This is a genomic window from Lentzea waywayandensis (assembly GCF_900115955.1).
Taxonomy (GTDB): domain Bacteria; phylum Actinomycetota; class Actinomycetes; order Mycobacteriales; family Pseudonocardiaceae; genus Lentzea; species Lentzea waywayandensis.
This window is the reverse complement of sequence record NZ_FOYL01000014.1, coordinates 36,854-51,565: the sequence shown is the minus strand read 5'-3', so window position 1 is coordinate 51,565 and position 14,712 is coordinate 36,854. Positions and strand designations below refer to the sequence as shown.

The following is a 14,712-nucleotide window of genomic DNA, read 5'->3' as shown; positions in this document are numbered from 1 at the left end:
GTGCTGGAAGGGTTGGACGACGTCGCGTGGCACTCGATCGACCACGCCTACGGCCCCGCGCTGGACACACCCGGTCACGTGCGGGCGCTGCTGTCCGGCGATCCCGAGGTGGTCGAGCGGGCCATCACCGACCTGGACTCGACGGTGCACGAGGAAGGCGGGTTCGTGTGCGGGGCCGCCACGGCGGTGCTGCCGTTCCTCGCCGAGGTGCTGCCGTCGCTCGCGCCGGCACCGCGGGCGCGGCTGCTCGACCTGCTCCACCGGATCGCGGAGCAGGGCGACGCCGAGCAGGTCGACCCCGGCTGGCACGCGGCCTGGGCGAAGGCGAAACCGGTGCTGGAGAGATCATCTCCGCAGGGAGAAAGCCCTGCCTGAAAATCTGTCGGTGGGTCCGGCTAGCCTTGACGGCAAAGCTGACTTCGTCTACAAGGAGCCACCACCGTGTTGCGCACGCACGAGGCCGGATCACTCCGGGCCGAGCACGCCGGGCAGTCCGTCACCCTCACCGGGTGGGTCGCTCGCCGGCGGGATCACGGCGGTGTCATCTTCATCGACCTTCGCGACGCCTCCGGTGTGGCCCAGGTCGTGTTCCGCGAGGGCGAGATGGCCGAGCGCGCGCACCGGCTGCGCAGCGAGTACGTCATCAAGGTCACCGGCGACGTGAGCAAGCGTCCCGAGGGCAGCGAGAACCCCGAGCTCTCCACCGGCGCCATCGAGGTCTACGTGACCGACCTCGAGGTCCTCAACGAGGCCGCGCCGCTGCCGTTCCAGGTCGAGAGCGACGTGGAGCCCGGCGAGGAGGCCCGCCTCAAGCACCGCTACCTCGACCTGCGCCGCTCCGGCCCGGCCAAGGCCATCCGGCTGCGCAGCGAGGTCAGCCGCATCGCCCGCGAGGTGCTGCACGGCGAGAAGTTCTCCGAGATCGAGACGCCGACCCTGACCCGCTCCACGCCCGAGGGCGCGCGTGACTTCCTGGTGCCGGCGCGACTGCGTCCCGGCTCCTGGTACGCGCTGCCGCAGTCGCCGCAGCTGTTCAAGCAGCTGCTGATGGTCGGTGGCCTGGAGCGCTACTACCAGATCGCGCGCTGCTACCGGGACGAGGACTTCCGCGCCGACCGCCAGCCGGAGTTCACCCAGCTCGACATCGAGATGAGCTTCGTCGAGCAGGACGACGTCATCGCGCTCACCGAGAAGCTGCTCGCCGCGATCTGGAAGGAGACCAAGGACGTCGAGCTGCCGCTGCCGTTCCGCCGGATCTCCTACGCCGACGCGATGGCGAAGTACGGCTCGGACAAGCCGGACCTGCGCTTCGAGCTCGAGCTCACCGACCTGACCGAGTACTTCAAGGACACGACGTTCCGCGTGTTCCAGGCGCCGTACGTCGGTGCCGTCGTCATGCCGGGCGGTGCCTCGCAGCCGCGTCGCACGCTCGACGCGTGGCAGGAGTTCGCCAAGCAGCGCGGTCACAAGGGTCTCGCGTACGTGCTGGTCCAGGAGGACGGCACGCTGGGCGGCCCGGTCGCGAAGAACCTCACCGACACCGAGCGCGAGGGTCTCGCGAAGGCCGTCGGCGCCAACGCGGGCGACTGCATCTTCTTCGGCGCGGGCGACCCGCGTGACGCGCGTGCTCTGCTGGGCGCGGCCCGGGTCGAGATCGCGCACCGCGTCGGCCTGATCGACGAGAACGCCTGGGCGTTCGCGTGGGTCGTCGACTTCCCGATGTTCGAGTCGGTCGACAAGCTCGACGCGGGCGACGTCGCCGTCGGTGGCGGCAACTGGACGGCGCTGCACCACGCGTTCACCTCGCCGACCCCGGAGTGGATCGACAACTTCGAGTCCGACCCGGGCAACGCGCTGGCCTACGCCTACGACGTGATCCTCAACGGCAACGAGCTCGGCGGTGGCTCGATTCGTATCCACCGCGCGGACGTGCAGCAGCGCGCGTTCAACGTCATGGGCATCGGTGCCGAGGAGGCGCAGGAGAAGTTCGGCTTCCTGCTCGACGCGTTCAAGTTCGGCGCCCCGCCCCACGGCGGCATCGCGCTCGGCTGGGACCGCCTCTGCATGCTGCTCGCGGGCGCCGACTCGATCCGCGAGGTCATCGCGTTCCCGAAGTCGGGCGGCGGCTACGACCCGCTGACGGCCGCTCCGGCGCCCATCACGGCGCTCCAGCGCAAGGAGGCCGGCGTGGACGCCAAGCCGCAGGAGAAGACCGAGCAGAAGGCGGCCGACAAGGCCGAGCAGAAGGCGTAACGATCTGTTCGCGCGCGGAGGCAACCCGCCGGGTGCCTCCGCGCGTCCCAGAACATGAGACCCGTTCGCCCGATCGGGCAGCTACTTGATCGGTATTGACTCATGGGCGGCGATCGATCGGGTTGATCGGCACGTAGTGGGCAACGGAAGGTGTTTCCACACGTCCACACGTCGGAGGGGATCCGGAAACAGCGCGAGCCGTTATCAACGAGTAGTGGTGGTCGCAGCCTGGCCGGATTAGCGTCGGTCCGGCTCACGGACTTTGGGGAGTAGGGTCGGAGGGGATGAGCGTGGAGATCACCGCGGGCCCTCCCGACACGACTTCACCTGAGATCGCAGACGCTGTCGGGGCGGCTGAGCGCGTACTGACCAGAAGACTGGGCGCACAGGTGCGCCTCGCGGACCCCGAGACTCTCGGGGGTACCGGTCGTTCCGTCGTCATTCGTGTCAGAGTCGCCTCCTCGCCGTTCTCCATGCCGCGCACGCTGGTCGTGAAGCGCTATCCCGCAGGGACCGGCGACCGCGACCCGTGGGCGCACGAGGCCGTCAGCCACCAGTTGCTCACGGCTCTTCCGGCCGAAGAGCGCGCCACACCGGAACTCTTCGCCCACGACGCGGCGACGCGTCTCGTCGTGCTGGAAGACCTGGGCCGTGCGCCGCGGCTGTCCGAGAAGCTGCACGCGCCGGACGCGCGCGCTGCGGAACGTGGCCTGCTCTCGTGGGCACACGCCATGGGCCGCCTGCACGCCACGACGGCGGGCCGTGACGCGGATTTCGACGCGTTGATGCGCCGGGCCGGCGCGCAGTGCTGCCAGGACCCGATCGCGGTCGACGTGCACGCGGCGATCGCGGGCTTACCGGCGTTGCTGGAGTCCACCCTGGGCGTCGGCACGTCTCCGCAGGCCGTCGAGTTCGCGGCCGAGTCCGCGCGGGCGTTCAGCACCTCGCGGCGGCGGGCGTTCAGCCCGTCCACGTCCTGTCCGGACAACCACCTGGTCACCTCACGCGGTGTCCGGTTCGTCGACTTCGAGGGCGGCTGCGTCCGCGACATCGTGTTCGACGCCGCCGCGCTGCGCGTGCCGTTCCCGTCCTGCTGGTGCGGCTGGGGTCTGCCGCCGGGGATGTCCGAGGCCATGGTCGCCGCCTGGCGCGCGGAGGTCGGGTCGGTGTGGCCCGAGATGGACGACGACGCGGTGTTCTTACCGCGGCTGTTGGAAGCCCAGCTGCTGTGGGTGTGGCTCGCGACGTGGCGAGCGCTCTCGAAGCCGATGCCCAACGTTGTCAACGCGCCGCCGCGCAGTGTCGTGCTGACCGGCCGGTGGATCCGGTTGCGGTCCGACGCGTTGCTGCTGGGCGAGAAGACGGTCGCGTCGCACGCCGACGCGGTGATCGGGGCACTGGCCGACCGCTACGGCCCTGAGGTGCTCGAACTCCCGCTTTACCCAGCATTTCGCTGAACCGTTCCCGCACGGTCATTCCGAGATCACCGGGCCAGCTGATCCTGAACCGCGTGCTGGTGTTACTAGGTGACTCGACAGCGGTCGGGATCGGCGACCTCGTGCCCGGCGGATGGCGTGGCTTCGGCCCGATCCTCTCGTCCGCCTACTCGGACAACGGCTATCGCAACTACGCGGCCTCCGGCGCCCGGCTGGCCGACGTCAGACGCACGCAGTTGCCGCAGGCGTTGCGCGACAAGCCCAGCGCGGCCGTCGTCATCGCCGGGGTGAACGACACGCTGCGGTCCGACTTCTCCGTGCGGCGGATGCACGAGGACCTCGACCACGTCTGCCGCGAGCTGATCGCGGCCGGAGTCGCCGTCGTCACCGTGCGGTTCCACGACCAGGGCCGCGTGTTCAAGCTGCCGGGCCGGTTGCGGCGGGTGCTTAAGGACCGCATCGACGAGTACAACCGCGTGGTCGACGTCGTGGTCGCGCGGCACGGTGTGCGGTGCGTCGACCTGCACACGATGCCTGGCGCCTACGAGCTGGACACGTGGGCCGTCGACCGGCTGCACCCGTCCGAACGGGGTCATCGCATGCTGGCGCGGGCGTTCGCGGCCGAACTGCGGGCGGTCGGGCTCCAGTTCGGCGACGTCAGCCTGGAGTGCTCCGGTGGCCGTGAGCTGACGGTGTGGCACCACATGGCTTGGCTGATGCTCAAGGGGATTCCGTGGCTGTGGAAGCGCGGAGCCGACCTGCTTCCGCTGCTGTGGGCTGACGAGTCGGCCGAAGCGATCGGGCCGGTGCCGGGGGAAGTGTTCCCCGCCGACACCGGCCGTCTCTGAGACTCAGCCCGTGGTCAGGTCGTAGAGGGTCTGGCCGCCTGCCGTCGTGGACTGGAAGGTCGCCGCGACCCATTCGGCGATCGCGCTGTCGCCACCACGTCCGCCGCCGCCACCACCGCCCTCGACGTAGTACCGCACCTTGCCCTGCGCGACGAGCTCCTTGAACTCGTCGAGCGTGGGCGCGGGATCGCTGCCGTTCCAGCCGCCGATCGCGATCACCGACCGGCCGGACGCCAGTTGCAGCGACGCCGCGCTCTGGGCGCCGACCGTCGCGGCCGCCCACTCGGTGTCCGTGGCCTTCAGCAGCTGCACGACCTCCGTCGACGAGCCGCCTTCCCGCATGCCCATGCCGCCGCCCTGCTGGGAACGCGGGCCGGACAACGGGATCGAGCCGCTGTGCGTCGTCGAGGCGGTGGCGAACGCGTAGCCGGACGTGCCGAGCAACGCGGCGGCCACCAGCGCGGCCGCGATCCAGCGGCGTCCGTTCAGTCCGAACACCAGCGCGAACACGGCGATCGCGGTGACGGCCAGCAGGACCCAGCGCAGCCACGGCGTCCAGTCCGGTGTGCGGTCGAGCAGGATGAAGCCCCACACGCCGGTCGCCGCGACCATCGCCGTCAACGCCATCCGCACCGGGAAGTGGCCACGGCCGCGCCACAGCTCACGTCCGGCGATGCCGACCACCGCGGCGATCGCGGGCGCCAGCGCGACCGTGTAGTAGGGGTGCGTGATGCCGCTCATGAAGCTGAACACCGCGCCGCTCACGAGCACCCAGCCGCCCCACACCACCAGCGCCGCACGCGTGCGGTCAGTCCGTGGCGCACGACGCAGGAACCACAGCCCGGCGCCCAGCCCGATCAACGCGGCGGGCAGCAGCCAGGAGATCTCCGGGCCCATGCTGGCGCCGAACAGCCGCCCGATGCCCGTCTCGCCGCCGAAGCCGATGTTCCCGTTGCCGCCCATTCCGCCGCCACCAGGACCGCCTGAACTGCCGAAGATGCGGCCGAGCCCGTTGTAGCCGATGGCCAGTTCCCACAACGAGTTGTTGGTCGACCCGCCGATGTACGGGCGGCTGTCCGCCGGCCACAGCTCGACCAGCGCGATGAACCACCCGGCCGAGACGACGACCGCGACACCGGCGCCGAGCAGGTGCAGGAGCCGCCTGAGCGGTGAGGTGGGAGCCGCGATCAGGTAGGCCAGCGCGAGCGCGGGCAGCACCAGGAACGCCTGGAGCATCTTGGTGAGGAACGCGAACCCGATCGCCGAGCCCGCGAGCGCCAGCCACAGCGGGCTCGCGTTCTCCAGCGCCCGCACCGTGCAGTACGCGGCCGCGACCATCAGCAGCACCAGCAGCGCGTCCGGCAGGTTGAACCGGAACATCAGCGTGGCCACCGGCGTGAGCGCGAAGGCCGCACCGGCGAACAATGCCGCGGTCGGACCGGACGTGCGCTTCACCGTCGCGTACAGCAGTCCCACCGCCGCAACGCCTTCCAGCGCCTGCGGAGCGAGCACGGTCCAGCTGGAGAAGCCGAACGCCTTCGCGAACAGGCCGCTCACCCACAGGAACGCGGGCGGCTTGTCGACGGTGATCGTGTTGCCGGGATCGAGCGAACCGAACAACAACGCCTTCCAGCTCTGCGACGCCGCCTGCGTGGCCGCCGCGTAGAACTCGTTGCCGTAGCCGGACGCGGTGAGGTTCCACAGGTACAGCACGGCGGCACCGGCGAGCAGACCGAGGAAGGCGATGCGGTGCAGCATTTTCGGCTTCAGCCTGCGTTGTGGTTCCGGTGCAGTGGCAACGGTCGGCGCGGGGGCGAGTGTGGCGGTCATGCCGTGACCCTTTCCGGTGTGGTGACCGGCAGGGCCGGCGTGGAGCGGCGCAACCGCGCGATGCCGCGCAGGTCGGCCAGGGCGGTGGCGAGGATGTCGACGCTGGAGTCCGGGTCCTCCACCCAGTCGACGGGGACCTCATGGACGCGCAGTCCAGCGCGTTGCGCGAGCACGAGCAGTTCGGTGTCGAAGAACCAGCCGGTGTCCTCGACGTGGGGGAGCAGCCGGTGCGCGGCGCGGGCGTGGATCGCCTTGAACCCGCACTGCGCGTCGGTGATGTGCGTGCCGAGGGTGGCGCGCAGCAACACGTTGTAGCAGCGGGAGATCACCTCGCGCTTGGCGCTGCGGGTCACCCGTGCCCCGTGCGCGAGCCTGCTCCCGATCGCGAGGTCGGAGTGCCCGGACAGCAGCGGCGCGACGAGCGGTGCCAGCGCGCGCAGGTCGGTCGAGAGGTCGACGTCCATGTACGCCAGCACTTCCGCGTCCGACACGGACCAGACCTCCTTGAGAGCGCCACCCCGGCCCTTGCGCGGGAGGTGGACGCTGCGCACCTGGTCGTGCGCGCGCGTCAGGTTCTCGGCGATCTGGAGCGTGTGGTCGGTGCTCGCGTTGTCCGCGATGGTGATGCGGAAGTCGTGGGGGAAGAGCTTCGGCAGTTCGGTGAGCAGCCGGTCGACGCACCTCGGCAGGTCGCGTTCCTCGTTGTAGACCGGGATCACCACGTCGAGAGTGGTCATGACGCGTCCAGTTCGTAGAGGGTGGCACCGGCGACGGTGGTCGCGGTGTAGTTCTCGGCGACCCACGCGGCGATGTCGTGGGCGGCGTCGCTGCCGGTCTCGCCCTGCATCATCCGGCCGGCCGCGACGTAGTAGTGGATCTGTCCACTTCGGACCAGTTCCTGGAACTGCTCCAGGGTCGGCGCGGGATCGGTGCCGTTGAAGCCGCCGAGCGCCATGACCGGCTGCCCGCTCGCGAGCTGGAGTCCGGCCGCGTTGTTGGAGCCGATCGTCGCGGCGGCCCACTTGTAGCTGTCCGCTTTGTCCTGCAAGAGGGTCACGACCTCGGCGTCCGGTGTCGTGGCGTCGAGCAGCCCGCCGCCCGCGCCGCCCATCCGCCCGCTCGACGGGCCCGCTACGGGCAGCGCGCCGGTGTGCGGAGTCGTGACGGTGGCGAAGGAGTACGTGGTGGGGCCGAGCAACGCGGCGATGAGCGCGACCGGGATGGCCCAGCGCATCGACAGCACCAGGCCGACCGCGGCGATCAGTCCCGTCATCAGCACCAGCACCGCGACGGGCGTGGAGAACTCGTTGATCAGCACGTAGCACTGCAGCGCGCTCAGCGCGACGGAACCCGAGAGCACCGCTGCCGCAACGGGTTCACTGCGGCGTTCCCAGAGTTCGGTGGCCGCGATGCCGACGACGGCGGCGATCGCGGGAGCCAGCGCCACGGTGTAGTAGGAGTGGATGATCCCGTTCATGAAGCTGAACACCCCGGCGGTGACGACGAGCCAGCCGCCCCACAACGCGAGTGCGGTGCGGGCGCGGCCCTTCGTCAGCCACAGCCCGGCGACCAGCAGCACCACCGCGGCCGGCAGCAGCCACGCGATCTGACTGCCCATCTCCGCGCCCAGCAGGCGGCTCCACCCGGCGGAGCCCCAGCCGCGGCCACCGCCGACGCTGCCGACCTCGTCACCGGTGAGGCGGCCGAAACCGTTGTAGCCCAGCGTCAGTTCGAGCACGCTGTTCGTCTGCGACCCGCCGATGTAGGGCCGGTCCGGCGTGAGTTCGACGGCGACGATCCACCAGCCGCCCGCGACGACCATGGCGCCGAAAGCACCGGCCAGGTGCAGGATCTTCCTGCCTGTCGAGATCGGGGCGGCGAGCAGGTAGACCAGCGCGAACGCCGGCAGCACCAGGAACGCCTGCAACATCTTGGTGAGGAAGCCGAAGCCGACCGCCACCCCCGCGAGCGCGAGCCAGAACGGACTGGCCTTCTCGACCGCGCGGGTCACGCAGTAGGCGCCCGCGATCATCAGCAGGACCAGCAGCGCGTCCGGGTTGTTGAAGCGGAACATCAGCACCGCGACCGGGGTCAGCGCGAGCACGGCGCCGGAGATCAGCGCGGCCGCGGGGGAGAACCAGCGCCGCACCGTCGCGTACAGCAGCCAGACGCTGCCCACGCCCATCAACGCCTGCGGCACCAGGATGCTCCACGCGTTGACGCCGAACAGCCGCGCGGACAGCCCCATCACCCACAGCGAGGCGGGCGTCTTGTCGACGGTGATCGCGTTCGAGGCGTCCGACGAGCCGAAGAACCACGCCTTCCAGCTCGTCGCACCGGCCTGCGCGGCGGCCGAGTAGTAGGCGTTGGCCCAGCCCGAGTCCCCCAGCCGCCACAGGTACAGCGCGCCGGTCGCGATCAGCAGGACCGCCAGCGCCAGGCGTTCTCGTCTCATGGGGACGAGAGTCGCGGCCTAGCCTGGGTCGGTCGTGTGCTCCCGCTGTGAACGACCTGTGCGCAGGGAGACTTTGAAAGTCGTGTGCCCCGGCTTGCTCGTCACGGACACATCGCCGTCGTGCGCGCCGACCACGGCCGACACGATCGACAGCCCCAGGCCGGTGCTTCCCGCGGCCCGCGAGCGTGAGGAGTCGCCGCGCGCGAACCGTTCGAAGACCTCCAGGCCTTCGGGGATGCCCGGGCCGTCGTCGGTGACGGTCAGGTCGACCTGTCCGTTGTGGACGGACAGGCCGGTCGTGACCGTGGTGCCCGGCGGGGTGTGCGCGCGGGCGTTGGACAGCAGGTTGCCGATGACCTGGTGCAGTCGTTGCACGTCACCGGGAACTGTGACGGGCTGCTCGGGCAGCGCGAGCTTCCAGCGGTGGTCGGGGCCCGCGATCCGGGCGTCGCCGACCACGTCCAGCACCAGCCTCGACAGGTCGACGTCCTTGCTCTCCAACGGCCTGCCCGCGTCGAGGCGGGCGAGCAGCAGAAGGTCCTCGACCAGTGACGTCATCCGCACCGCCTCGGACTCCACCCGGCCCATCGCGTGGGTGACCTCGGGAGGCAGGTCCGCACTGGTCCTTCTGGTCAGCTCGGCGTAGCCGCGGATGGCGGCGAGGGGTGTTCTGAGCTCGTGCGAGGCATCGGCGACGAACTGCCGGACCCTGGTCTCGCTGTCGTGCCTGGCTTTCAGCGCTTCGCCGACGTGGCCGAGCAGCTTGTTCAGCGCGAGGCCGACCTTGCCGACCTCCGTGGCCGGATCGGTGTCCTCCTCGGGCACGCGTTCGGCGAGCGCGACCTCGCCCTCGTGCAACGGGAGCTCGGAGACGCGGGTCGCGGTGTCGGCGACCCGGTCGAGCGGCACGAGGGCGCGCCGCACGATCACCCTGCCCGCCAGGGCGACCGCCGCCGCTCCCGCGACGATGAGCCCGGCGAGGATCCAGACCATCTGCCACACGACGTCCGTGACGTTCTGCAGGGACATCCCCCTGATGCCGCGCTGGTCGGTGACCACGCGGAACTCGCCGGCCTCACCGAGGTCGACCGTGTGCAGGCCCGACGGGGCGGTCGCCAGAACCTTGATCTCGTCGTCGGTGAGCATGCGCGGCTCCTGCCAGCCCGGCAGTTCGATCGTGCCGAGGATCTTGCCGTCCCCCCTGATGATCGCGTTGATGCCGGGAGGGCCGTACAGCGAACCGGGTGGCGGCGGCCGCATGGTCGTGACCTCGCGGTCCAGGTTGCTCATCAGGAACGCGTGCAGCGCGAGCACGGAGACTCCGCCGATCACCAGGCACAGCGCGGTGAGCAGGACGATCTGGCCCGAGACCAGCTTCGCCCGCAGCGTTCTAGGTCGCAGGCTTGAGGACATAACCGGCGCCTCGCATCGTGTGGATCATCGGGGAGCGCCCGGCGTCGATCTTCTTGCGCAGGTAGGAGATGTAGAGCTCGACGATGTTGGCCTGTCCGCCGAAGTCGTAGCTCCACACGCGGTCCAGGATCTGGGCCTTGCTCAGCACGCGCTTCGGGTTGCGCATCAGGTAGCGCAGCAGCTCGAACTCCGTCGCCGTCAGGTCGATCGAGGCGCCGGCGCGTTCGACCTCGCGCGTCTCCTCGTTCAGCGACAGGTCGCCGACGATCAGCCGGGTGCCCGCGTCCGCGTCGGTCACGCCGGTGCGCCGCAGCAGTGCGCGCAGCCGCAGCACGACCTCCTCCAGCGAGAACGGCTTGGTGACGTAGTCGTCGCCGCCCGCGGTGAGTCCGGCGATGCGGTCCTCCACCGCGTCCTTCGCGGTCAGGAACAGCACCGGCAGGATCGGTGCCTCGGCGCGCATCCGGCGCAGCACCTCGAAGCCGTCGAAGTCCGGCAGCATCACGTCGAGCACGACCACGTCCGGGCGGAACTCACGTGCGGTCCGCACCGCCGTCGTCCCGTCGAGCGCCGTGCGCACGTCCCACTTCTCCATGCGCAGCGCCATCGACATCAGCTCGGCCAGAGTGGACTCGTCGTCGACGACGAGCACCCGGACCGGCTGCCCGTCCGGCCTGCGGAGTTCGGTCTTCATCGCGCGCATGGCTCCCATCGTGAATGCCGATCCTGTGTACCAGCTGTGAGCGAGGCGCACAGGTCGTGCCTACGTCAGGCACAGGTTCGGCACAGCCGGCGCCGCCACGGTGGCTGTCATGACCGAACAACAGCCCCCGGAGTGGGGCGCACCCCAGCCCGCAGCAGAGCCCGCGGCGCAGTCTTCTGGGCGCCCGGCGTGGACCGCGAAGAAGACGGTGGCGGCCGTGGCCATCGCCGTCGCGATCGCCGGTGCCGGTGGCGTCGCGATCTACGCCGCCAGCGGCACGAACCAGCAGACCGGAGCCGGAGGCATGGGCCCCGGTGGCATGGGCGGAGCGCCGCCGGACGGTGGCGGCGGCATGCGCGGCGGTCTCGGGTTCGGCACGGCGACGCACGGCGAGTTCCAGTCCGGTGAGGTCACCGCGCTCAGCGACTCGTCCATCGAGGTGAAATCCACCGACGGCTACACGAAGACGTACGTGATCGACGCCGACACAGTGGCCGAAGGTGTCGAGAAAGGCGACACGGTGACAGTGATCGCCACCACAGAGGACGGCAAGTCCGTCGCGTCCAGCGTGGCCGAACCTGGTCAGCGCGGCCAGCAGAACGGGCAGACCCCTCCTTCGAGGTGATTTGGGGTCAAGTGTGAGCGGTTATGGTCGGGTGATCAGCCCGACCACAACCGGAGGTGAGCGGCGTGCGCACGTTCACACTGACTGTGATGGGGTCGACAGACCTGCACGGCAATCTCTTCAACTGGGACTACTACCTCAACCGCGAGTTCGACGACTTCGCGCACAACGACGTCGGGCTCGCGAAGATCTCGACTCTCGTGAACGACGTGCGTGCCGCCGTGGGACGCCAACGGACGTTGCTGCTCGACGCCGGTGACACCATCCAGGGCACACCGCTCGCCTACTACTACGCGAAGGTCGAGCCGATCACGCGCGGCGCGCACGTCCACCCGATGGCCGCCGCGATGAACGCCATCGGCTACACCGCCGCCGCGTTGGGCAACCACGAGTTCAACTACGGGCTGCCGGTGCTGCGGACCTTCGAGCGGCAGCTGGAGTTCCCGCTGCTGGCGGCCAACGCGCTCGACGTGGCCACGGGCCTGCCCGCGTTCCAGCCGTACGTGGTGAAGACGGTGTGGCTGACGGGCGGGGCGCCGTTGCGGGTCGGGATCCTCGGGCTGACGAACCCCGGCATCGCGGTGTGGGACCGCGTCCACGTCGACGGCGTGCTGACGTTCCCCGGTCTGGTGGAGCAGGCGCTGCACTGGGTGCCGGAGGTCCGGCACAAGTCCGACCTGGTGATCGTGGTGGCGCACTCCGGGGCCGATCTGTCGTCGTCGCTGGGCGACCAGGTGCCGTTCCCGGAGAACTGTTCCGAGCTGCTGGCGGAGACGGTGCCGGGGATCGACGCGGTGCTGGTCGGGCACGCGCACGTGGAGATCCCGTCGCGGTTCGTGACCAACAAGGTGACCGGGCGGCCGGTGCTGCTGACCGAGCCGTTGTACTCGGGCAAGCGGCTTTCGGTGATGGAGTTCGACCTGCGCTACGACGGGCGCTGGGAGCTTGTGGCCTCGCGGTCGTCCGTGCTGTCGTCGGCCACGGTGGCGGAGGACCCGCGGATCCTGCGGCTGCTGCGGCACGACCACGAGCGGGTCGTGTCGTACGTCAACGGACGGGTCGGCACCTGCGCCTCGGCGATGTCGGCCGCGCGGTCGCGGTTCGAGGACACGCCCGCGTTGCGGTTCATCAACCACGTGCAGGCGCTGGAGGTCGCGAAGTCCACGTCGCTGCCCGTGCTGTCGTTGTGCGCGCCGTTCAACCGGGCCGCCGCGATTCCGGCGGGGGAGGTGTCGCTGCGGGACGTCGCCGGGCTCTACATCTTCGACAACACGCTGGTGGGCGTGCGGATGACCGGCGCGCAGCTGCGCGACTTCCTGGAGGAGTCGGCGCGGTACTTCCTCCAGGTGTCCGGTCCTGGCCCGTTCTCGGCCGCCGAACTGTCCGCCGACGTGCCGGACTACAACTTCGACATCGCCTACGGGCTGACCGCGCCGCTGACCTACGACGTCGACATCGCACAGCCGGTCGGGTCCCGGATCGTGCGGCTGTCCTTCGACGGTCAGCCGGTCTCGGACTCGTTCGAGTTCGCCGTGGCCGTGAACAACTACAGGCAGGCGGGCGGCGGCGACTTCCCGCACATCGCCTCCGCGCCCGTGCTGCACAACCAGCAGCAGGAGATCCGGCAGCTGCTGATCGACTGGGTGAAGGCCGCGGGCGTGCTCGATCCCGCCGGCTTCGCGGGCACGGACTGGCGCCTGGTGGCGTCCGGCGAGCCTGTCGTGGTCTCCACGAACGAGTGAATTCGGATGCGGTGTCCTGGGTGTTCCGCTCCAGGTGGTGGCACCCGGTCGGCCGAATGAGATAGGCCAGGCCCGTGCAGTTGCCGCTACGCGTCTTCGTCGGTGCTCTCGTCGTGCCGGCGTTGCTCGCCGCGGTGGGCCTCGCCGCGCACCCCGCCCCGGCCCTGTCCTTCGGCCACCTGGTGCTCGCGGTGCGGTCGTCGGAGATCGTGCTGGCGGGCACCGCCGCGTCCGCCGAGGAACGCCAGGAGGTCGTGGACGCCGTGCGCGCGCTGACCGCTCACCGGATCACCGACGCGATCACGCCCAACGCCGGCGAACGCCTGCCTGTCTCCCCGGCTCAGGCCGCCGCCCTGCTCGGGGCCGTGCTGGATCGGGGCGTCACCGACTTCACCGGTGTCGTGCGCGTCGGACACCTGACCGCGTCGGCACGCGTCGCGGACCCGGAGCGCGCGGGCTCCCTGAGCGACGCCCTGCGCTCGGCCGCCCCCGGACTGCGCGTCGACGAGGACTTCACGACTACGGGCTAGGAGCTGTTCGGTGTTCGGGTTCTTCTTCCAGATGTTCCTGCTGTGCGCGGGCGCCTTCCTCGCCGGCGTGGTGCTGACCTGGCTCACGATGCGCTCCCGCGAGTCCGCCGCCGCTTCTCCGGACGTCGCGCCTCTGTCGATCATGGAGGAGCCCGCCGCCGTCGCGCCCGCGATCAAGGCGAACTCGCGCACGATGATGTTCCACACCCCCGAATCGCCCTACTACAAGCGCATGAAGGGCGACGCGTTCTTCCACTCGCCGGAGGACGCCCGCCGAGCCGGCTACACGATGTGGACGCCACGCCCGCGCGTGCCCGCTGTCACCTCGTAAGCTCGGCGCGTGATTGCCGACGTGATCAAGCCCGGGCTCGACGTGCTCTTCTGCGGCATCAACCCCGGCCTCGTGTCGGAGGCGACCGGGCACCACTTCGCGCGGCCTGGAAACCGGTTCTGGCCTGCTCTTCATTTGTCCGGTTTCACGCCGTCTCAGTTCGCGCCCGCCGAGCAGGAGAAGCTGCTGGACCTCGGTCTGGGCATCACGAACGTCGTCGCGCGGCCCAGTGCCAAAGCTGACGAATTAACAATTGACGAAATGTGTCGAGGTGGGATCGAGCTCGCTGAAAAGGTTGAGCGGTATTCACCGAAGGTTCTCGCGGTGCTCGGCGTGACGGTCTATCGTGCAGCCTTCGGCCGCAAGAAGGCGCAGGTCGGGGCGCAGCAGGACACCGTGGGCGGTGCTCGGGTGTGGGTCCTGCCGAATCCGAGTGGGCTGAACGCGCACTGGCAGTTGCCGGCGTTGGCGGAGGAGTTCGGGCGGCTCAAAGCCAGCCTCTAGAAACAGAACAGAAGTTCACATTCATGCCCACTGAAAGTGGGC

General features: G+C 69.9%; 13 protein-coding genes and 1 pseudogene. 9 read left to right on the top strand and 5 right to left on the bottom strand.

Going from position 1 to position 14,712, the window contains the following annotated elements; translation table 11 throughout:
* From BM417_RS38015 to BM417_RS38000, 4 genes are all read left to right on the top strand, one after another.
* Positions 1-375 (top strand): hypothetical protein, encoded by a 375-nt coding sequence (locus tag BM417_RS38015; protein ID WP_143138982.1) that lies wholly within the window; start codon positions 1-3, stop codon positions 373-375.
* Between the two features lie 66 nt (positions 376-441).
* Complete coding sequence (gene aspS, locus BM417_RS38010) at positions 442-2,253, top strand: aspartate--tRNA ligase (RefSeq protein ID WP_093604578.1); 1,812 nt, start codon at positions 442-444, stop codon at positions 2,251-2,253.
* A gap of 284 nt (positions 2,254-2,537) precedes the next feature.
* Positions 2,538-3,710, top strand: coding sequence for a hypothetical protein (locus BM417_RS38005; protein WP_093604576.1), 1,173 nt, complete (start codon positions 2,538-2,540; stop codon positions 3,708-3,710).
* Between the two features lie 53 nt (positions 3,711-3,763).
* Positions 3,764-4,537, top strand: a complete 774-nt coding sequence (locus tag BM417_RS38000) for an SGNH/GDSL hydrolase family protein (RefSeq protein ID WP_245822533.1) — start codon at positions 3,764-3,766, stop codon at positions 4,535-4,537.
* A 3-nt stretch (positions 4,538-4,540) separates the two neighbouring features.
* Here BM417_RS38000 and BM417_RS37995 read toward each other — a convergent pair whose 3' ends face one another.
* The 5 genes and pseudogenes from BM417_RS37995 to BM417_RS37975 form a co-directional block, all read right to left on the bottom strand.
* Positions 4,541-6,367 carry an ArnT family glycosyltransferase gene (locus BM417_RS37995; protein ID WP_093604572.1) on the bottom strand — a complete coding sequence of 609 codons (1,827 nt, stop codon included), beginning with the start codon at positions 6,365-6,367 and terminating at the stop codon, positions 4,541-4,543.
* Between the two features lie 38 nt (positions 6,368-6,405).
* Positions 6,406-7,095, bottom strand: a pseudogene (locus BM417_RS37990) (dolichyl-phosphate beta-glucosyltransferase); the annotation flags it as partial.
* Between the two features lie 5 nt (positions 7,096-7,100).
* Complete coding sequence (locus BM417_RS37985) at positions 7,101-8,822, bottom strand: ArnT family glycosyltransferase (RefSeq protein ID WP_093604568.1); 1,722 nt, start codon at positions 8,820-8,822, stop codon at positions 7,101-7,103.
* Positions 8,823-8,840: 18 nt separating this feature from the next.
* A complete protein-coding gene (locus BM417_RS37980; protein ID WP_093604566.1) occupies positions 8,841-10,235 on the bottom strand; it encodes a sensor histidine kinase in 1,395 nt (464 codons plus the stop codon).
* The gene (locus BM417_RS37975) at positions 10,213-10,938 is read right to left on the bottom strand and encodes a response regulator transcription factor (RefSeq protein ID WP_281251398.1); all 726 of its coding nucleotides are present in this window, start codon (positions 10,936-10,938) and stop codon (positions 10,213-10,215) included. The genes BM417_RS37980 and BM417_RS37975 overlap by 23 nt, the downstream gene beginning before the upstream one ends.
* A gap of 109 nt (positions 10,939-11,047) precedes the next feature.
* On the opposite strand from BM417_RS37975, the gene BM417_RS48220 reads away from it, so the two are divergent.
* From BM417_RS48220 to mug, 5 genes are all read left to right on the top strand, one after another.
* Positions 11,048-11,563, top strand: a complete 516-nt coding sequence (locus tag BM417_RS48220) for a hypothetical protein (protein ID WP_177320834.1) — start codon at positions 11,048-11,050, stop codon at positions 11,561-11,563.
* Between the two features lie 89 nt (positions 11,564-11,652).
* Positions 11,653-13,305, top strand: a complete 1,653-nt coding sequence (locus BM417_RS37965; protein WP_093604915.1) for a bifunctional metallophosphatase/5'-nucleotidase — start codon at positions 11,653-11,655, stop codon at positions 13,303-13,305.
* Between the two features lie 74 nt (positions 13,306-13,379).
* A complete protein-coding gene (locus BM417_RS37960) occupies positions 13,380-13,835 on the top strand; it encodes a hypothetical protein (protein ID WP_093604560.1) in 456 nt (151 codons plus the stop codon).
* A gap of 10 nt (positions 13,836-13,845) precedes the next feature.
* Entirely contained in the window at positions 13,846-14,166 is a 321-nt protein-coding gene (locus BM417_RS37955) for a sunset domain-containing protein (RefSeq protein ID WP_093604558.1), read from the top strand.
* 9 nt (positions 14,167-14,175) lie between these two features.
* Positions 14,176-14,670 carry a G/U mismatch-specific DNA glycosylase gene (mug, locus tag BM417_RS37950; RefSeq protein ID WP_218164694.1) on the top strand — a complete coding sequence of 165 codons (495 nt, stop codon included), beginning with the start codon at positions 14,176-14,178 and terminating at the stop codon, positions 14,668-14,670.
* The last annotated feature ends 42 nt before the right edge of the window (positions 14,671-14,712 follow it).